The organism is Pseudomonas oryzihabitans (genome assembly GCF_001518815.1).
Lineage (GTDB): Bacteria > Pseudomonadota > Gammaproteobacteria > Pseudomonadales > Pseudomonadaceae > Chryseomonas > Chryseomonas oryzihabitans_E.
Genome location: NZ_CP013987.1, coordinates 4,060,559 through 4,079,943 on the forward strand (window position 1 = coordinate 4,060,559; position 19,385 = coordinate 4,079,943).

At 66.3% G+C, this 19,385-nt stretch carries 16 protein-coding genes and 1 pseudogene; 8 read left to right on the plus strand and 9 right to left on the minus strand.

Annotated elements, in window-relative coordinates; all coding sequences use genetic code 11:
- Window positions 1-1,626: a methyl-accepting chemotaxis protein gene (locus tag APT59_RS18490; protein WP_059316198.1), complete on the minus strand. Its 1,626-nt coding sequence runs from the start codon at window positions 1,624-1,626 to the stop codon at window positions 1-3.
- A gap of 157 nt (window positions 1,627-1,783) precedes the next feature.
- Here APT59_RS18490 and APT59_RS18495 point away from each other — a divergent pair, with 157 nt between their 5' ends.
- The 4 genes and pseudogenes from APT59_RS18495 (at window position 1,784) to APT59_RS18510 (ending at window position 4,226) form a co-directional block, all read left to right on the plus strand.
- A complete protein-coding gene (locus APT59_RS18495) occupies window positions 1,784-2,215 on the plus strand; it encodes a DUF4398 domain-containing protein (RefSeq protein ID WP_059316199.1) in 432 nt (143 codons plus the stop codon).
- A 31-nt stretch (window positions 2,216-2,246) separates the two neighbouring features.
- Window positions 2,247-2,630 (plus strand): annotated as a pseudogene (locus tag APT59_RS18500) (DUF4398 domain-containing protein); the annotation flags it as partial.
- Between the two features lie 110 nt (window positions 2,631-2,740).
- Window positions 2,741-3,748, plus strand: coding sequence for a zinc-dependent alcohol dehydrogenase family protein (locus APT59_RS18505; RefSeq protein WP_059316201.1), 1,008 nt, complete (start codon window positions 2,741-2,743; stop codon window positions 3,746-3,748).
- A gap of 85 nt (window positions 3,749-3,833) precedes the next feature.
- On the plus strand, window positions 3,834-4,226 hold the full coding sequence (locus APT59_RS18510) for a response regulator (RefSeq protein ID WP_059316202.1): 393 nt from the start codon (window positions 3,834-3,836) through the stop codon (window positions 4,224-4,226).
- Here APT59_RS18510 and APT59_RS18515 read toward each other — a convergent pair.
- Window positions 4,223-4,606 carry a response regulator gene (locus tag APT59_RS18515; RefSeq protein ID WP_059316203.1) on the minus strand — a complete coding sequence of 128 codons (384 nt, stop codon included), beginning with the start codon at window positions 4,604-4,606 and terminating at the stop codon, window positions 4,223-4,225. The two genes, APT59_RS18510 and APT59_RS18515, sit on opposite strands and share 4 nt — an antisense overlap.
- A 244-nt stretch (window positions 4,607-4,850) precedes the next feature.
- Between APT59_RS18515 and APT59_RS18520 the strand changes: the two genes are divergently transcribed.
- Window positions 4,851-7,772: a PAS domain S-box protein gene (locus tag APT59_RS18520; RefSeq protein WP_059316204.1), complete on the plus strand. Its 2,922-nt coding sequence runs from the start codon at window positions 4,851-4,853 to the stop codon at window positions 7,770-7,772.
- Between the two features lie 291 nt (window positions 7,773-8,063).
- Here APT59_RS18520 and prpF read toward each other — a convergent pair whose 3' ends face one another.
- The 3 genes from prpF to APT59_RS18535 form a co-directional block, all read right to left on the minus strand.
- Complete coding sequence (prpF, locus tag APT59_RS18525) at window positions 8,064-9,215, minus strand: 2-methylaconitate cis-trans isomerase PrpF (protein WP_059316205.1); 1,152 nt, start codon at window positions 9,213-9,215, stop codon at window positions 8,064-8,066.
- A 20-nt stretch (window positions 9,216-9,235) separates the two neighbouring features.
- Window positions 9,236-10,126: a YghX family hydrolase gene (gene yghX / locus APT59_RS18530; protein WP_059316206.1), complete on the minus strand. Its 891-nt coding sequence runs from the start codon at window positions 10,124-10,126 to the stop codon at window positions 9,236-9,238.
- 163 nt (window positions 10,127-10,289) lie between these two features.
- Window positions 10,290-12,623 (minus strand): DNA polymerase II, encoded by a 2,334-nt coding sequence (locus APT59_RS18535; RefSeq protein ID WP_059316207.1) that lies wholly within the window; start codon window positions 12,621-12,623, stop codon window positions 10,290-10,292.
- A gap of 211 nt (window positions 12,624-12,834) precedes the next feature.
- Here APT59_RS18535 and APT59_RS18540 point away from each other — a divergent pair, with 211 nt between their 5' ends.
- Entirely contained in the window at window positions 12,835-13,527 is a 693-nt protein-coding gene (locus APT59_RS18540) for a 3'-5' exonuclease (RefSeq protein WP_059316208.1), read from the plus strand.
- On the opposite strand, the gene APT59_RS18545 is transcribed toward APT59_RS18540, so the two are convergent.
- Entirely contained in the window at window positions 13,524-14,000 is a 477-nt protein-coding gene (locus APT59_RS18545) for an Lrp/AsnC family transcriptional regulator (RefSeq protein WP_059316209.1), read from the minus strand. The genes APT59_RS18540 and APT59_RS18545 overlap by 4 nt on opposite strands.
- Before the next feature lie 133 nt (window positions 14,001-14,133).
- Between APT59_RS18545 and APT59_RS18550 the strand changes: the two genes are divergently transcribed.
- Window positions 14,134-15,177: a zinc-dependent alcohol dehydrogenase family protein gene (locus APT59_RS18550; RefSeq protein ID WP_059316210.1), complete on the plus strand. Its 1,044-nt coding sequence runs from the start codon at window positions 14,134-14,136 to the stop codon at window positions 15,175-15,177.
- Between the two features lie 4 nt (window positions 15,178-15,181).
- Here APT59_RS18550 and APT59_RS18555 read toward each other — a convergent pair whose 3' ends face one another.
- Complete coding sequence (locus tag APT59_RS18555; protein WP_174523150.1) at window positions 15,182-15,673, minus strand: hypothetical protein; 492 nt, start codon at window positions 15,671-15,673, stop codon at window positions 15,182-15,184.
- Window positions 15,674-15,915: 242 nt separating this feature from the next.
- Here APT59_RS18555 and APT59_RS18560 point away from each other — a divergent pair, with 242 nt between their 5' ends.
- Window positions 15,916-16,935 (plus strand): branched-chain amino acid aminotransferase, encoded by a 1,020-nt coding sequence (locus APT59_RS18560; RefSeq protein WP_059316212.1) that lies wholly within the window; start codon window positions 15,916-15,918, stop codon window positions 16,933-16,935.
- A 703-nt stretch (window positions 16,936-17,638) separates the two neighbouring features.
- Here the strand turns inward: APT59_RS18560 and APT59_RS18565 are convergent.
- Entirely contained in the window at window positions 17,639-18,202 is a 564-nt protein-coding gene (locus APT59_RS18565; protein ID WP_059316213.1) for a DedA family protein, read from the minus strand.
- Between the two features lie 9 nt (window positions 18,203-18,211).
- Window positions 18,212-19,318, minus strand: coding sequence for a calcium:proton antiporter (locus APT59_RS18570; RefSeq protein WP_059316214.1), 1,107 nt, complete (start codon window positions 19,316-19,318; stop codon window positions 18,212-18,214).
- Window positions 19,319-19,385 lie beyond the last annotated feature (67 nt).

Genomic DNA, 19,385 nt, shown 5'->3' on the forward strand with positions numbered 1-19,385 from the left:
TCAGACCTGGAAGCGGTTCACCAGCCCCTGCAGATCCACGGCCAGCCGTGACAATTCCTGGCTAGCGGCACTGGTCTGGTGGGCACCGTCGGCGGACTGGGTGGAAAGATCGCGGATGTTGACCAGGTTGCGATCCACCTCGCGGGCCACCTGGGCCTGCTCCTCGGCCGCGCTGGCAATCACCAGGTTGCGCTCGTACATCTCGCCAATGCGGGTATTGATCTCTTCCAGCGCCACCCCGGCGGTTTCTGCCAGGGCGCGTGTGGCCTGGGCGCGTTCACTGCTGCTGTGCATGGAGCCCAGGGCCTGGCTGGCACCGCTGCGCATGCCCGAGACCATCTGCTCGATCTCGTGGGTGGACTGCTGGGTGCGGCTGGCCAGAGCACGCACCTCGTCGGCCACCACGGCGAAACCACGCCCGGCCTCGCCCGCCCGCGCCGCCTCGATGGCGGCATTGAGCGCCAGCAGGTTGGTCTGCTCGGCGATGGCGCGAATGACGTCGAGCACCTTGCCGATGTCCTGGGACTGCTCGGCCAGGCGCTGGACCACCGTCCCGGTGGCCGCCACCTCGTCGGACAACGCCTCGATGGCGCCCAGGGTCTCGGCGACACGGGTCTGGCCCTGCTGCGCCGCCTGGCTGGAGGCACGCGAGGCCTCTGAGGTGGAGACGGCGTTGCGCGCCACCTCGTCCACCGCGGTGCTCATCTCGGTGACGGCGGTGGCAGCCTGTTCAATCTCGTCGTTCTGGCGCTGCAAGCCCTGTCCGGCGGCCTCGGTGACCGCATTGAGCTCTTCGGCGGCGGTGGCCAGCTGGGTGGAAGAGCCGGCGATGCGCGAGAGGGTCTCGCGCAGCTGCCCCTGCATCTGCTGCAAGGCGCGCTGCAACTCGCTCACCTCGTCGCGCCCCTGCACCGCCAGGGTCTGGGTCAGGTCACCCTGGGCGACCCGGCGGGCGGCCAGTAGCGCTTCACGCAACGGTCCGACGATGCTGCGGGTCAGGAGCCAAGCCATGAGCACCGTGGCCAGGGCGGCCAGGGCGATCACCGCGATGACGATCAGCCGCGACGCCTCGTAGCGGTCCGCGGAGACCTTTCCATCCCGCTCGATGCCTTCGGCATAGAAGTCGCCCAACTCGCCGAGCTGCTTGCCGGTGCCGTCGACCACCGGCTTCATGTCCACCAGGGTCAGCTTGTTGAGCGCGGCCGTGTCACCCTGGCGCGCCAGGGCGAAGGAAGAGGTCATGCCCTGCTGATAGGTGGCGAAGTCACGCTTGAACAGGTCCCAGCGCTGGTGCTCCTCGGGGGTGTCGACGAAGGCCTCATAGGCCTTGATGCCCTCCATGAGCACCTTGTTGCGCGCCTCGTACTGGCCGACATAGGTGTCGATATTGCGCGGATCCGGGTCCAGCGCCAGGCGCAGGGAGATGGTACGCACCCGCAGCATGTTTTCGCGGATGGCATCCACCGCACGGATGCTCGGCACCCAGTCGCGCTCCACCAGCACCTGACGTTCGCGGATGCCGGCCATCTGCGCCAGGGAAAACAAGCCGAGAAAGGCCACCATCAGGGCAATCAGGCCGAAGCCCAAGGCCGCGCGGGGCGCTATGTTGCAGTTGCGTAACAGCATGGAAATCTCCGTGGCCGCTGGCCCTGTTGTTGTCTGACAACGTATATCGGCCAGGACACCCTGCCCTTTAGCGCAGCGGTTGCAGCGAACCTCGCCGCGTTTTCGTCGTCTCACAGGCACTGTCGCCCATTCCGGGCGACCTGCCAGGAATGTACGGATGAAAACCGGTCCCTCTCGCGCCTCCCCGTTCTCCGCGCCCCGTGCGCTGCTCGCCAGCCTGGTCCTGGGTGGCGGTCTGCTGCTCGCAGGCTGCGCCGGCAATCCGCCGACCGAGCAGATGGCCGTGACCCAGTCCGCCGTCGACGAAGCCGTGAGCAGCGGCGGCAACCAGTTCGCCCCGGTCGAGACCAAGTCCGCCCAGGACAAGTGGACCCAGGCCCAGGCGGCACTGTCCAACGAGAAATACGACGACGCCAAGCGTCTGGCCGAACAGGCCGAGTGGGACGCCCGCCTGGCGACCCGCAAGACCCAGGCCGCCAAGGCCGGTTCGGCACTCCAGGATGCGCAGAACAGCATCCAGCAGATTCGCGAGGAAGGTCAGATCAACCTCCAGCTGCAACAGAATCTCCAGAAAAAGGTGCAGCAGTAAGGCTGCCCCGCTCTCTTGAAGGACGAAACCCATGCGTAAACGTTTTCTGCTCCCGGTACTGTCGGCGCTGACCCTTACCCTGGCCGCCTGCGCCACCCCGCCCAACCCCAACCTGGAAAAGGCGCGCAACGACTACGCCGCCCTGGAATCCCAGCCGCAGGCCACCCAGCTGGCGGCGCTGGAAACCAAGGACGCCGGCACCTGGCTGACCAAGACCGACAAGGCCTACAAGGACGGTGAGAACGAACGTACCGTCGACCAGCTGGCCTACCTGACCCAGCAACGCATCCAGACCGCCATGCAGACCATCAAGCTGCGTATGGCCGAGGCCGAGCTGAAGAAGGTCGACGCCCAGCGCGGCGAAACCCGCCTGAACACCCGCACCGAGCAGCTGCAGCAACTGCAGAAGGCCATCAAGTAAGGCCGACGGGTGCAGGATCCTTACGGGAATCCTGCACCCCCTACCGTGGTCCTCTACAGACCCGCGAGCCCTCTGCTCGCCATCGCTCTGGAGGATCTCACCTGATGCACGCCATACGCCTACGCAAACCCGGCGGTCTGGACCAGCTGGAACGCTGTGAACTGCCCGATCCCGGTCAGCCCGGAGCCGGCGAGATCCGTGTGCGGATCAAGGCCAGCTCGCTGAATTTCCATGACCTGGGCGTGGTGCTGGGCAAGATGCCCGCTGCCGACGGTCGCATTCCCATGTCCGATGGCGCCGGTGTCGTCGAGGCGGTGGGCGCCGACGTCAGTGAGTTCGCCGTGGGCGATCACGTGGTCTCGACCTTCTTTCCGCACTGGCTGGACGGCGAGCCGCCCATCGACGACTTTTCCACCACCCCCGGCGATGGCGTCGACGGCTTCGCCTGCGAGGTAGTGGTGCGACCGGCCACCGCCTTCACCCGAGCGCCCAAGGGCTACAGCCATGCCGAGGCGGCGACTCTGACCACCGCCGGTCTCACTGCCTGGCGCGCCCTGGTGGTGGACGGCAATCTCAAGGCCGGCGACAGCGTGCTGGTGATGGGTACCGGTGGCGTCTCCATCTTCGCCCTGCAGATCGCCAAGGCCATGGGCGCCACGGTGATCGCGACTTCCTCCTCGGACGAGAAGCTGCAGCGCGCCTATGCCCTGGGCGCCGATCACCTGATCAACTATCGCAGCGAACCCGAGTGGGGCGCCAAGGTCCAGGCCATCACCGGCGGACGCGGCGTCGACATCGTGGTGGAAGTCGGCGGTCCGGCGACCCTGGCGCAATCCATCCAGGCCGCGCGCATCCATGGTCACCTGGCGCTGATCGGCGTGTTGACCGGGGTCGAAGGCCAGGTGCCCACCGCCAATCTGATGCGCCGTCACCAGCGACTGCAAGGCCTGATCGTCGGCAGCCGCCGTCACCAGCAGGACATGATCCGCGCGCTGGAAAGCACTGCAATCAAGCCGGTCATCGATCGCAGCTACCCGCTGGAGGAGATCGCCCAGGCCTTCGCCTTCCAGAAGGATGGCAGCCATTTCGGCAAGATCGTCCTGGAGTTCTAAAAATCGTCAGACGAATGCAGGGCGTAAGGTGAAACAGCTCTGCTAGACTTCCGGAACCGCCGCATCGCGTGTTCCGGAAGTCCCGATGACCCTGCCCTCCTCCCCGCCCTACGTCGTCGTCATCGAAGACAACGGGATGCTCGCCGAACTGCTGGGCAACCATCTCGAAGAACGACTGCAATGGGCGTGCACGCGCTTCGACAATGCCGACGATGCCCTGGTGCATCTACTGCAGCAGCAGGATGCTCCTGCCCTGGTGATCACCGATCACCTGATGCCCGGTCAATTGCACGGCGGCGAACTGGCGCAGATGCTGTTGCAGCGCTGGCCTGAATTGCCGATGGTGATCACGTCCGGCTATGGCTACGAAATCACCACGGCGTTGCCACCCCAGGTGATCTTCCTGCAGAAGCCCTGGACTCTGGATGAAGTGGATTCGGCGGTACGCCTCGCACGAGCGCGTCAGGCGGTCGGTTAGACGCCCAACTGGCCGCAGGCCTTCAGCAACTGGTCGATGGTCCAGGGCTTGGGCAGGAACAGCGCCCGGTCTTCACGTTCGGCATATTGCTGGCCGGTATACCCGGAGGACACCAGGATGGGCAACTGCGGAAACCGTTGGCGGACCTGTTTGGCCAGGGCGAGCCCGTCCAGTTGACCGGGCATGCGCACGTCGGTGAACAGCAGATCAGGTGGCAGCGGGTCGGCTTCGAACCAGCACCAGGCGGCATCGGCGGTGTCGAACGACTGGACGGCATAACCTTCCATTTCGAACACCTCCGTCGCCAGCGATCGCAGTACGGGATCGTCTTCGACGACCAGCACAGTGGTAACGGCTGCGGAAGAAACTACATCGGTCATGGCAACGCTACTTCATTAGTACGACTAATTAGACCGAATTTACTCGAATTGGATCACAACACTCGGATAGGCGGCTGGTCGCTTTCCGCTAGCACTTGTCTGATGCCCGCGCGACGACTTAATTCCCAGTCGCTCGAAAAAAGAGTCAGTGAATCCCTGGCCGTCCTCGGACTCTTTAACTCTAAGGCTCTCGCTGGACGCTGTTGGCGTCCTCCCTCTGCTGCTAACGCGTTCGAACGACCTCATGGCTGAATCCGATCTGTCCTACGCTGAACTCCAGGCGGAAGTCCGCCGCCTCCGTACCGCGCTCGACCAGTGCACCGCGTTGCCCGCCCAGGACGCCCAGCGGCGCTTGGCGATCTTCGACGGCGCCATCGACTTCGCCATGGTCGTGCTCGACCCCACCGGAATAATCAGCGACTGGAACAGCGGTGCCGAACGCCTGCTGGGCTGGACGGCGGAGGAGATCCGCGGCGCCCCGGCCGAGCGCTTCTTCACCCCGGAAGACAACCAGATCGGCCGGGCGACGCTGGAAATGCAACTGGCCCTGCGAGATGGCCGCGCCGAGGACGAACGCTGGCATCTGCGGCGCGACGGCAGCCGCTTCTGGGCCAGCGGCGAAATGCATCCGCTGCACGATGACGCCGGGCGCCATACCGGCTACGTCAAGATCCTGCGGGACCGCACCGCCCAGCACCTGGCGGGCCAGGCCAAGCACGATGAAGAAGGCTATCGCCGGGCGCTCGCCGAACTGGCTGAAGGTTTCAGCCACCTGAACGACACCGACGCCGTCACCGAACTCGCCTGTGCCACCCTAGGCACTACCCTGGATGCCCATCTGGTGGGCTATGGGCTGGTGGATGACGACGCTGAAACCATCCGGGTGGAACGCGACTGGACGGCGCCGGGCACCCGCAGCCTGATCGGCACCCTGAATTTCCGCGACTACGGCAGCTGCATCGAGGATTTCAAGCGCGGCGAAACCGTGGTGATCGAAGAGGTCCGCGAAGATCCGCGCACCCGGGCCAATCTTGCGGCCCTGGAGCAGCTGGACACCCGTGCCTTCGTCAACACCCCGCTGTTCGAACATGGGCACTTCGTCGCCCTGCTCTATGTCAGCTCCCGCCATCCACGGCGCTGGACGGCGGCCGAATTGCGCTTCATCGGCGAGGTGGCCAATCGCACTCGCTCGGCAACGGCACGGCTGACCGCCGAGCATGCCCTGCACGACAGTGAGCTCAACCTGCGCCTGGTGGCCGACACCCTGCCCTGCCTGATCGCCTTCGTCGACCGCGCCCTGGTGTATCGCTTCGCCAACGCCGAGGCGCCCAAGTGGTTCAAGAACGCCCCGGACAGCATCCTTGGCCGCAGCATGGCGGAGGTCTTCGCGCCAGAGCTGTTCGCCGCCCGCCGCCCGGCCATCCAGGCCGCACTGGACGGTACCCCGGCACGGCTCGACCTGCCCTGGGCCTGGCCGGACGGCCGCCGGCGCATCGCCGATATCCACTACCGCCCACGGCGCGACGCCCGGGGCGCGGTGGATGGCTTCTATGTCTTCGCCCAGGACGTCACTGTCCAGCGCGACGCCCAGGCGCTTATCCAGGCGCAGAATTTCAGCCTCAGCCAGGAGGTCCAGGCACGTACCGCCGAGCGTGACCGTCTCTGGGCACTCAGCGAGGACCTGCTGCTCACCGCCGACTTCACCGGGCAACTGCTCCGGGTGAGTCCGTCCTGGTCACGCGGGCTGGGCTATTCCGAGGCGGATCTGCTGAGCCGTCCCTATCCCGAGCTCATCCATCCTGACGATCTACCCGGGGTCCTGGCAGCGCTGGATGAACTGCGCCGCAGCGGGCTGCCGACCCGGGTGGAGAATCGGGTCCAGGCGGCGAATGGCAGCTGGCGCTGGCTGGCTTGGACCCTGTCGCTGGACCTCGATCAGGAGCACCTCACCGGGGCCGGTCGCGACATAACCCGGGAAAAGGAGGCCATGGAGACCCAGGCCGTGCTGGAAGAGCAACTGCGGCAGTCGCAGAAGATGGAAGCGGTCGGCCAACTCACCGGTGGCCTGGCCCACGATTTCAACAACCTGCTCGCCGGCATCGTCGGCAGCCTGGATCTGCTCACGCTGCGCATCGGCCAGGGTCGGCTGAACAATCTCGAGCGCTACACCACGGCGGCCCAAGGCGCCGCCATCCGCGCCGCCGCCCTGACCCACCGCCTGCTGGCCTTTTCCCGCCGGCAGACGCTGGATCCCAAGCCCACCGACGTCAATCGCCTGGTGGCCGGCATGGAAGACCTGATCCGCCGCACGGTGGGTCCGGCGATCCAGATCGAAGTGGTGGCCAGCAGCGATCTCTGGTCAACCCTGGTCGATCCGCCTCAGCTGGAAAACGCCCTGCTCAACCTCTGCATCAACGCCCGCGACGCCATGCCCGAAGGCGGGCGCATCTTCATCGAAACCGCCAACCGGGTACTGGATTCCCGCATGGCCCGGGTGCGTGATCTGGAGCCGGGTGAATACATCGCCCTGAGCGTGACCGACAACGGCTGCGGCATGCCACCCGAGGTGATCGCCAAGGCCTTCGATCCCTTCTTCACCACCAAGCCGATCGGCGTGGGCACCGGCCTGGGCTTGTCGATGATCTATGGTTTCGTCCGCCAGTCCGGTGGCCAGGCGCGCATCCATTCCCAGGTCGACCAGGGCACCAGCGTCACCCTGTTCCTGCCACGGCATCGCGAAGCCGCAGCCAGCGCCGACTCCGCCATCGCCCAGCCGGCCCTGCCCCGAGTCGGTCATGGCGAGACGGTGCTGGTGGTGGATGACGAGCCCACGGTGCGGATGTTGGTCGTCGAGGTACTGGAAGAGCTGGGCTACGCGGCCCTGGAGGCGGCGGATGCCAGCTCCGGGCTGCGACTGCTGGAGTCCGACGTGCGCATCGACCTGCTGGTCAGCGACGTCGGCCTGCCTGGCGGCATGAATGGTCGACAGATGGCCGACGCCGCGCGGCAGCGCCGCCCGGGGCTGAAGGTACTGTTCATCACCGGCTACGCCGAGAACGCCGTGGTCGGCAACGGCCACCTGGAACCAGGCATGCACGTGATGACCAAGCCCTTCGCCATGGACGCCCTGGCGGTGCGCATTCGCGATCTGATCGAAGGGACCTGACGTCCGCTTTCGAGTGGGTCCCCCCTCACCCCAGCCCTCTCCCAGAAGGAGAGGGGGCGGTTGGGATGCCCTGGGTGGATAAGGGTGCGGCCTTGTCCACGAACGGGATCAGGGCTTGCCCAGTGGAAAACGCTGCGCGGTTTTCCACGCTACGGTGACGCGGCCAAGGTGCACGAGCCACAACCCCGCACCCGGCTTAATCGCCCCCTCTCCCCTTGGGAGAGGGCTGGGGTGAGGGCGCTCCAGCACAGAGGCCGCCCCCTCGTTGGGCTTCGCCGCGCTCAACCCAACCTACCGGATCTCCGCCGGTACCCGTACCCAGCCTTCCATCAGCCGCCGGGCACTGCGACTCATGCTGGCTTTTTCTACCTGCCAGCTGCCGTCGATCTCGCGCGCCTGGGCGCCGACCACCACAGTGCCCGCAGTATGCCCCATGCGCACCTGACGGCCGCCCAGGTCACCGGTCAGCTGATTGACCAGGGTCCCCGGCAGCGCAGCGGCCACCGCCACGGCGACCGCGCCGGTACCGGGGATGGCATGGTGCAGCTTGCCCATGGAGATCATCCGCGCGATGACGTCGATAGCCTCGGCCGGCACCTGCTTGCCACCCGCCACCTGGTAGGTCTGGGGCGGCGCGATCAGGCACAGCTTGGGTGTATGCGGACGTTCCACGGTGGCCTGAACCGCGGTCCTGGCCAGGCCCATGGCCACTGCGCCAGTGGCGCGGACGGCTTCCAGGCGCTCCAGCAGCGCCGCATCGCCATTGACCTGCGCCTGGGTCTCGGTGCCGCTGAGGCCGAACGATTCGGCATAGGCGAAAACAGTGGGGTTGCCGGCGTTGAGCAGGGTCACCGGCAGCCGGCCCAGCCCAGGGACATCCAGCTCGTCGACCAGTTGCCCGCTAGGTAAGACGCTGCCATCGGTGCCAGTGGGATCGAGGAAGTCGAGTACCACCTCGGCGGCCGGAAAGGCCACGCCGTCGAAGCGGAAATCGCCCTCCTCCTGCACCTCGCCATTGACCATGGGAACGTGGGCAAGAATGCGCTTGCCGAGATTGGCCTGCCAGATGCGCACCGTGGCCAGGCCGTCGCGGGGCGCCTCGACCAGGCCCTCGCTGATCGCGAAGGGACCTACGGCGGCGCTGAGATTGCCGCAGTTGCCCGACCAGTCGATTACCGGCGCCTCGATGGCCGGAGCGCCGAATAGGTAGTCGACATCGCAGTCCGGCCGACAGGAGGGCGTGATCACCACCACCTTGCTGGTGCTGGAGGTGGCGCCACCCATGCCATCGATCTGCTTGCCATAGGGATCGGGACTGCCGATCACCCGCAACAGCAGGGCATCACGCGCTGGACCGGCGGGCGGCAGGTCACGAGCATGAAAGAACACGCCCTTGCTGGAACCGCCACGCATGTAGACGGCAGGAATACGCAGTTGCGGCATCGGTTTCTCCGGTGTGGGAATCAGGCGAGATAGCGGCCGAACCAGTCCAGGGTGCGCTGCCAGGCCAGCTGGGCGGCCGCTTCGTCGTAGCGCGGGGTGGAGTCGTTATGGAAGCCGTGGTTGGTGCCGGGATAGCGGTGCACCTCGTAGGTCCTGCCCGCGGCCTTGAGCGCCTCTTCGTAGGCGGCGGCGCCTTCGTTGATGCGCGGATCGTTCTCGGCGTAGTGGATCAGCAATGGGGCCTTGATGCGCGCGACCTCCTCCGCCCGCGCCTGGCGGCCGTAGAAGGGCACCGCAGCGGCCAGCTCGGGATAGGCGACGGCGGCCGCGTTGGCCACGCCGCCGCCATAGCAGAAGCCGGTGATGCCGACCTTGCCGGTGCTGAATTCATGGCCCATCAGGGTTTCCACGGCGGCGAAGAAGTCGTTCATCAGCTTTTCGGGGTCGACCTGCTGCTGCAACTCGCGCCCCTTGTCGTCGTTGCCGGGATAGCCGCCCATGGACGTCAGGCCATCCGGCGCCAGGGCCAGGTAGCCAGCCTTGGCCAGACGCCGCGCCACGTCTTCGATATAGGGATTGAGGCCGCGGTTCTCGTGGACCACCACCACGGCCGGTACCTTGCCGCTGGCCTTGGCCGGGCGCACCAGGTAGCCGCGCACTCGGCCATGGCCCTGGGGCGAGGGGTAGTAGACGTATTCGGCGACGATATCCGGATCGGTGAATTCCACCTGGCTGGCCAGGGCATAGTTGGGGCTCAGTGCCGCCAGCACGCCGGTGGCCGAGAGCCCCAGCACCGCGGCGCAGACCCCGGCGCGGTCGAGGAAGTCGCGCCGGCTGATGCGACCGTGGACATAGAAGTCATAGAGTTCGAGCAGTTCGGGCGAGAAATCCTTGGCGGTGAGACGGGTCATCGCGGCGCTCCTCTGGCGGGAAACGGAGCGCTCGACCCAGTTGGGTAGGCGCCCCGGTGGCTCCCGAGTGTGCCGCGAATCGTCTGACTATGCCACCGACTCTCCCTGGCGCCGAGGAACGCCTGCAGCACGGCGATCACTGCCTCGAAACTGACCCATTTATTCAGAACAACCCCATTTGCCGATCCAGCAGTCGGTCGAAGCGGTCGCCAACGAAGGGCAGGATGGCGTCGGCCACCGGCGCCAGCTGGCGCTGTACATAGTGGTCGTAGTCGGGCGGCGCATGGGGCAGCTCGACCGGTTCGGCACCGGCGGTGGTGATCAGGTAGCTGATCCAGCCGCCACGGCGAAAGCGCCTGCGGCGTCCCAGCCGGGCGTTTTCCGCCTCCAGCAGGCGTGCGGCGCGGACCTGCGGCGAAAGGTTGCTCTGGTACTCTTCCAGAGGTCGGCGCAGGCGCTTGCGATAGACCAGCAGGTCGTCGAAGTCGCCGGCGCGGGTTCGGGCGACGAAGTCGCGCACGTAGTCCTCGTGCGGTTCGCCGGTGAAGATGCGCAGGTACAGCTCACGCTGGAAGCGCTGGGCCAGCGGCGACCAGTCGCTGCGCACCGTTTCCAGGCCCTTGAACACCAGCTCGGGCTGGCCGTCGGCTCCGGGCCTGAGCCCGGCGTATCTCTTCTTGCTGCCCTCCTCCGCGCCGCGGATGGTAGGCATGAGAAAGCGGCTGAAGTGGGTCTCGTACTGCAGCTCCAGATGGCTTTCCAGCCCCAGCTCCGCCTGTAGCCGCTCGCGCCAGTGGGCGTTGACCGCCGCCACCAGCTCGCGACCGATACGCTCGGCCTCGGCCTCCTCATGGGCAGCCCCGAGCCAGACGAAGGTGGAGTCGGTGTCGCCATAGATGACCCGATGGCCACGCGCCTCAATCAGCTCGCGGGTCTGGTGCATCACCGCGTGGCCGCGCAGGGTGATGGACGAGGCCAGGCGGTGATCGAAGAAGCGGCAGTGCGGCGTGCCCAGCACCCCGTAGAAGCTGTTCATGATGATCTTCAGCGCCTGGGCCAGGGGCGCGTTGCCGGCACGCTTGGCGGCGTCACGGCCTTCCCAGACCCGCGCCACCATCTCCGGCAGGCAATGCCGGGTGCGATGGAAACGCGCGCCGCGAAAGCCCGGCACGGTCTCGTCCTCGGATAGCGCCAGCCCCTCCACCAGGCCCACCGGATCGATGAGAAAGGTGCGGATCAGCGAGGGATAGAGGCTCTTGTAGTCCAGCACCAGTACCGAATCGTAGAGCCCGGGCCGGGAATCCATGACGAAGCCGCCCGGGCTGGCCTCGGGCGGCTGGGCACCGAGACTGGGGGCGACGAAGCCCTGGCGGTGCATCAGCGGCAGATAGAGGTGGTAGAAGGCGGCGATGGAGGCGCCATGGCGCTCCAGCGGCAGGCCGGTGACGCTGGCCCGTTCCAGCAGGAAGCGCAGCAGCTCGGTCTTGGCGAAGATGCGGGTGACCAGTTCGCAGTCCACCAGGTTGTAGCGCGCCAGGGCGCTCTTCTCGCCCGCGAACATGCGGTTGATGGAGGCCATGCGGTCGTGGGGATTGTCGATGGCCTTGCCTTCGCCCAGGAGGCTGCGGCTGACGTTCTCCAGGCTGTAGGAAGGAAACACCCAGGTCGCCGACTTGAGCGCCTCCACCCCATCGATGATCGGCCGTCCGGCCAGCAGCGCCTGGAATTGCCGGCCCTGGCCGCCGGGTTCGTAGCGATCGTCCTCCAGTGCACCACGCCCCAGGTGCAGGGGCACGCCCAGTTTGCGCGCGTGTTCGTGGAGCACGCGGATGTCGAACTGCAGCACGCTCCAACCGATGATGACGTCGGGATCATGGCGCGCCATCCAGGCGTTGAGACGTTGGAGCAGGGTGGCGCGGTCGTCGACGTATTCCAGGTCGAAGTCCACGGCCGCGTCCTCGCCAGTGGGCGGGCCGAGCATGTACACCTGGCGCTGGCCGCAGCCGTGCAGGCCGATGCTGTAGAGCTCGCCGCGCTCGCTGGTCTCGATGTCCAGCGACAGGGTGCGCAGCGTGGGGCGATAGTCGGGATCGGGCCGCAGTGGCCCGCCGTCTGCCGTGGGCAGTGTCACCGGCGCGGTGATGAAGCGCTCCATGAGGAAGCGATCCGCCGGGGTGATGTCGGCTTCGTAGAGGTCGATGCCGGCGGCGGGGAGGCGCTGCTCCAGTTCGCGCAGGGTGCGATAGCGCGGCGCATAGAGCCCCAGGACGGGGCGCCGCTGGAAGTCCTGCAGCGCCAGCTCGCGGATCTCCACCCCGGCCGGCAGCAGGCGCTCGATGTCCGCCCGTCGCGCGGCTGGCGCAAAGGCCACGGCCTGTTGCGCCGGCACCCGCAGCTGGCGCGGACCGCTGTCAGTGGCGAACCAGAACACCAGCTCCATCCCGGTGGACGTCTCGCGCCAGAGGCGTGTCAGCAAGAAACCCTGGGCGGCGACCAAAGCGGCAGCGCTCCTCGACGTGAATGAAGAGCTCATTCTCGCAAGACCGGCTACGACCGGCGACCCCGGCGCGCCAGATGGTCCGCTCGTCGCCACCGCCGAACGGCCTGTGTCCTGTGGCGATGATCTTGCATCGAATGCCCACACCCGTCGTAGAGCCGACCCTGTCGGCTTCTGGGCGCCTCCTTGGTTTCACCTGTCAGGCCGTGTCATGAACCTGTTGTCGTCGTCTTTTTCTGCCACTGCCGTCCCCGGCTACAACGCCCAGCAAGTACGGGCGCGCGAACAGGCGCGCCGCTGGCTGGAGCAGGATGTGCTGGTGCTGGATACCGAGGCGACCGGCCTGGGCGAGGACGCCCAGCTGATCGAGGTGGCGGTGATGACCCTCAGCGGCCGGGTGCTGCTCGATACCCTGGTCCGCCCCAGCATCGCCGTACCGCGCGAGGCGACCCTGATCCACGGCCTGACCGATGCCCACCTGAGCCAGGCGCCCGCCTTTCCCGAGGTGTTCGCCCAGCTCTGGCCGCTGCTGCAGGGTCGCACCGTGCTGGGCTATGGCATGGCCTTCGACTATCGCCTGCTGGCCCATAACGCGGGCTTGCATGGCCAGGCACTGCCGCCGGAACTGGAGCGGGAGACGCCGCCGGTGCAACTGGTGGATGGCACCCGCCTGCACTGCCTGATGCAGCTCTATGCCCAGTTCTGGCAGGAGCCGAGCCTGGACAGCCGGAGCCAGGACGGCTGGCGGCGCAAGTCCCTGGCCACGGCTGCGCGCCAGCAGGGCGTCGCCGTGCAGGAGACCCACCGCGCCCTGCCCGATTGTCGCCTCAAGGCCGCCCTGGTCCGGGCCCTGGCCGACGAAGCGCCGGCCACCTGGCATGGCGTGCAGGCCCTGGCCGGCTAACCGAGCAGGTAATCCACCGGCAGTTGGCGGTCGAGCTTCATCTCTCGCAGGCAGAGGTTGGAGCGGATGTTGAACACCCCCGGCAGCTTGCGCAGCACCTGCTCGACGAAGCGGCTGTAGTCGTCCAGATCTCGCGCCACCACGTGCAGCAGGAAGTCCGCTTCCCCGGTGACGTTGTAGCAGGCCAGTACATGGGGCGAGGCACCGATGATGGCCTCGAATTGCGCCGTGACCTCTTCACTGTGCTGGGTGCAGCCGATCTGCACGAAGGCCATGACGCCGATGCCCAGCCGCCTGCGGTTGAGCACCGCCTGATAGCCCTCGATCACCCCGGCCTCCTCCAGGCGCTTCTGCCGTCGCCAGCAGGAGGCCTCGCTCATCGACAGCTGCTCGGCCAGCCGTGCATTGGACAGCCGGCCATCGCGCTGCAGGCGCTCGACGATGGCGACATCCTGACGATCGAAGTGAGGCATGGAAGGATCCTTTCTGATTAGGTTGCTGGCACGAAAGACTATTTCAACTTGGCGGCTTCCGAGAAGCCAATCAGACAGGCTAATTCCGCGCGGCTCGCCATACTGGAGGTCTCATCCCACCCGAGGCCCCGCCATGAAAGCCGTCGTCTACGAAGCCTTTTCCGCGCCACCCCGCCTGTGCACCGTGCCGGACCCTACCCCCGAGCCGCACGGCGTGGTGCTCAAGGTCATGGCCACCGGCGTCTGCCGTAGTGACTGGCACGGCTGGGTCGGCCATGACACCGACATCGAACTGCCCCATGTACCGGGCCACGAACTGGCCGGGGTGGTCGAGGCGGTAGGCAAGGACGTCAGGAGGTGGCGGGTTGGCGACCGGGTAACGGTGCCCTTCGTCGGTGGCTGCGGCGCCTGCCCGCAGTGCCATGCCGGCCACCAGCAGGTCTGCGACCATCAGTTCCAGCCCGGCTTCACCCACTGGGGCTCCTTCGCCCAGTACGTCGGCATCCACCAGGCCGATCTCAACCTGGTCGGGCTGCCCGAGCAGCTGGACTTCGCCACGGCGGCGAGCCTGGGTTGTCGCTTCGTGACGTCCTTTCGCGCCGTGGTCGACCAGGGCAAGGTCAGCGCTGGCCAATGGGTGGCGGTGCACGGCTGCGGTGGCGTCGGGCTCTCGGCGATCATGATCGCCAGCGCCCTGGGCGCCCAGGTGGTGGCCATCGACATCACCGCCGACAAGCTGGCCCTGGCCCGCAGCCTCGGGGCCGTGGCCACTCTCGATGCCACCCAGGTGGCCAGCGTGCCCGAGGCGGTGCAGGAGATCACTGGCGGCGGTGCCCATGTCTCCCTCGACGCTCTGGGGCATCCCACCACCTGCTTCAATTCCATCGCCAGCCTGCGCAAGCGCGGCAAGCACGTTCAGGTCGGGTTGCTGCTGGGCGACCAGGCGACGCCGGCGCTGCCGATGAACCTGGTGATCGCCAAGGAGTTGGAAATCCTCGGCAGCCACGGCATGCAGGCCCATCGCTACGACGTGCTGATGGACATGCTGCGCCAGGGCACCCTGGCACCGGAGCGGTTGATCGGTCGCGAAATCAGCCTGGCCGAGTCCAGCGAAGCCCTGATGCACATGGACAGGTTCGAGGGTACCGGCGTGACCGTCATCACCCGCTTCGACTAGGGCGCTAGCCGGACTCCGCCGCCTGCAACACCCAGCGCAGCCCCTGCAGGTCCTCGGCGGACAGGGTTGCGCGCAGACGGCAGAGGCGATAATTGACCCGGGTATTCATCGCCACCCATTCCAGGTCCTGGCGGCTAGGCTGGCCGATGAAGTACTCGCCGTAGCGCTCATCCAGCCCGGCCATGCGGTACTGGCCCTTGAGCGGCAGGTAGAGCTGACCGTTCATTTCCCAGCGACTGGCGCTGCAACCATGGAAGCGCACCTTGTCGCCAAAGGTGGACAGCTGGGTGCGGAAATCGGTGGTGGCGTTGCCAGCACTGGTCTTGAACTGGCTGGCGATCACGCTGAAGACGATCCCATCGGGCGAGGGCGCCCCACGCCATTCGATGACCCGGCGATTGAGCGCCGTGTCGAACTTGTCGGTGAAGATGCCGGCGGCCTGCGCCGTGAGCGTTGGCAGGGTCAGGGCACCCAGCAACGCCATCATTGTTTTCAAAACAGACTCCTGGTGGCGACCCGCACACCCAGCCTGAAGCAACAGGCAGAGGCGGCAAAGGGCCAGCTTCAGTCTTTGGAGACCCGATTGGCTGAAAGGTGCCCCCAGCGGTCCGGATAAGCGGTATCTTTCACAGTCTAGCGACGAGCCAGGCTCGTCCATCCCTTGAACCGTCGCCAGCGAGGCGTACGGCCCGACCACGAAACGACCGGCCAAACCGCCGGAGAGCACTGCGAGGATCTATGAGCGCTGCGGACATCGATTGGAAGACCCTCGGTTTCGACTACATCAAGACCGACTTCCGCTATATCGCCACCTATCGCAACGGCAGCTGGGGACCCGGCGAGCTGACTCGCGACAACCAGCTGCACATCAGCGAAGGCTCCACGGCCATCCACTACGGCCAGCAGTGCTTCGAGGGCCTCAAGGCCTATCGCTGCCAGGACGGCTCCATCAACCTGTTCCGTCCCGACCGCAACGCCGCGCGCATGCACAAGAGCTGCGCCCGCCTGCTGATGCCGCCGGTCCCCACCGAGATGTTCATCGATGCCTGCCAGCAGGTGGTCAAGGCTAACGAGGCCTGGATTCCGCCCCACGGCACCGGCGGCGCCTTCTACCTGAGACCCTTCGTCATCGGCGTCGGTGACAACATCGGCGTGCGCACCGCCCCCGAATTCCACTTCGTGGTATTCGGCATCCCGGTCGGCGCCTACTTCAAGGGCGGCATGACCCCGCACAACTTCGTCATCTCCGGCTACGACCGCGCCGCGCCCCAGGGCACCGGTGCCGCCAAGGTCGGCGGGAACTACGCCGCCAGCCTGATGCCCGGCGCCCAGGCCAAGGCCGAAGGCTTCGCCGACTGCATCTACCTGGATCCCCTGACCCATCGCAAGATCGAGGAAGTCGGCTCGGCCAACTTCTTCGCCATCACGGGCGACGGCAAGTTCGTCACCCCGCGCTCCGAATCCGTGCTGCCGGGCGTGACCCGCATGTCGCTGATGGAACTGGCCCGCGAGCGGCTGAACCTGGAAGTGGTCGAGGGCGACGTCTATATCGACCAGCTCGACCAGTTCGTCGAAGCCGGCGCCTGCGGCACCGCGGCGGTCATCACCCCCATTGGCGGCATCCAGTACGGCGAGAAGCTGCACGTCTTCCACAGCCTGACCGACGTCGGCCCGGTGACGCGCAAGCTGTACGAGGAACTGACCGGCATCCAGACCGGCGACAAGCCGGCTCCGGAGGGTTGGATCGTCAAGGTCTGACTTGGGGGTTGGTTCAGTGTGAAGAAGGCGCCTCAGGGCGCCTTTTTCGTTTGGGTAGACCAGATTCATGCCATTGCTGCCGCTCTGGCTGTTTATCGAGCGATCTGCCGAAACTCGTTTCGCCTCGCTGGCGACTCACCTATCGCGGCCATGGGCCGCTCCTACAAGATAGTCGGCTGCTGTAGGAGCGGCCCATGGCCGCGATTTCAGCAAGGCTCAGGTCTATCCAACGTTGGGCTTCGCTTGCGCTCAACCTAACCTACAAAGGCTCAGGTCGTAGCGTGGAAAACCGCAGAGCGTTTCCCGCTGGCAACCCTTAACCGCCGAAGCCCAACATCCATAGGAGCAACCGTCCTTATCGCGGCCATGGGCCGCTCCTACGGATAGCCGGCTGCTGTAGGAGCGGCCCATGGCCGCGATTCCAGCGAGCTCAGGTCTATCCAACGTTGGGCTTCGCTTGCGCTCAACCCAACCTACAAAGGCTCAGGTCGTAGCGTGCAAAACCGCAGAGCGTTTCCCGCTGGCAACCCTTAACGGCCGAAGCCCGACATCCATAGGAGCAACCGTCCTTATCGCGGCCATGGGCCGCTTCTACGGATAGCCGGCTGCTGTAGGAGCGGCCCATGGCCGCGATTCCAGCGAGGTCTAGGTCTACGCACCGTTGGGCTTCGCTTGCGCTCAACCCAACCTACGCAGCCCTCCCCTACGCCCCCTCTCGCCGCCGCAGGATGGCGCGGGCGCCGATAAAGAGCACCACCACGCAGATCGCCGCCGCGACCAGCCAGCGCTTCGACACATGATGCTCGGCGAAGAAATCTCGCAGGATCTCCCCTACCGCATAACCGATGCCGGTCATGACGAAGCCCCACAGCAGGGCGCCGATGATGTTGAAGAACAGGAACCGCCGCGGCCGCACGCCGCTGGCACCGATCAGCAGCGGGCCGATCAGGCGGAAGCCATAGGCGAAACGGATGCCGATGATCCACAACGCCTCGTGGCGATGGATGCGGCTGCGCAGCCAGTCGATGCGCGCTTGCTGGCGCTTGAAGCGGCTGAGGATGCTGTCGCCATAGCGACGGCCGAGATAGAACAGCGTCTGATCGCCGATGAAGCCGCCCAGGGCCACGCACAGCGCCGTGAGCGGAAACAGCAGGTAGCCATGTCGCGCGGCGATACCGGCCAGGATGGCGACGCCGTCGCCCTCCACCAGGGCGCCCAGGACGGCGGCGCCGTAGCCGTAGTTGCTGATCACCTCGCTGTCGATCATGGGGCCGTCCTAGAGACCGAGGATGGTCAGCATGATGAAGGTGCCGAACAGCACGAAATGGGTCATGCCCTCGATGGCGTTGGTCTCGCCGTCGTTCAGGTTGATGGCGGCGACGATCAGGGTCACGGCCATCATCACCGTCTGCACCGGCGTCATGGCCATCTGGATCGGCTGGCCGTTGTACAGGGCGATGGCCTCCACCACCGGTACGGTGAGGATCACGGTGGACAGGCTGGCGCCCAGGGCGATGTTGATCACCGACTGCATGCGATTGGCCATCGCCGCGCGCAGGGCGGTGAGGATCTCGGGGCTGGCGGAGATCACCGCCACCACCAGCGCCGGGACCAGGGCGGGAACAGCCAGACCTTCCAGCCCGGTATCCAGCGACTTGGACATCACCTCGGCCAGGGCTCCGGTGGCGACGATGCCGACGATCAGCATGGCGATGGACAGGGTGGCGCTGCTTTCACCATGGCCGGCGGTGGCGGCTTCGCCCTCGGCAACCGGGCGCTTACGCTTCTTGTCCGGGTAGTTGTAGCTGAAGAAATAGCTGTGCGGGCCGGTCTGCATGCGCAGGAACAGGGCATAGAGCAGCGCCATGGCACCGATGGTGAAGAAGGAATAGACGTGCCACTGGGCCGAGGGAATGAATTCCGGCACCAGCATGGAGATGCTCACCGCGGTGATGATCATCACCCCGTAGCTGCGGCTGGAGTCATCGTTGTAGGCCTGCTCGCCGTGCTTGAGGCCCCCGAGCAACGCGGCCAGGCCGATGATGCCGTTCATGTCCAGCATGACCGCGGCATAGATGGTGTCGCGGGCCAGGGTCGGCGAGTGGTCGTGGCTCATCATGATCGCCAGGATGATCACCTCCACCAGCACGGCGGAGAGCGTCAGGATCATGGTGCCATAGGGATCGCCGACCTTTTCCGCCAGCAGTTCGGCGTGGTGGGCCACACGCATGGCCGCACAGATGATGGCGGCGATCAGACCGCCAGCCGCGATCAGCGCCAGGGTCTGGCCACCGCCGAGCAGCGCGTGTTCGAACACATAGGCCAGCACCGTGGCGCCAATGGCGACCAGCAGCAGGGTTTCGTCTTTGAGAGCGGCGAGCATGGAAAAGGGCGTCCTTGGTTGAGCAATGCCTTGTTACGACCGCCGTAGACGGCAAAACGCTCGCAGG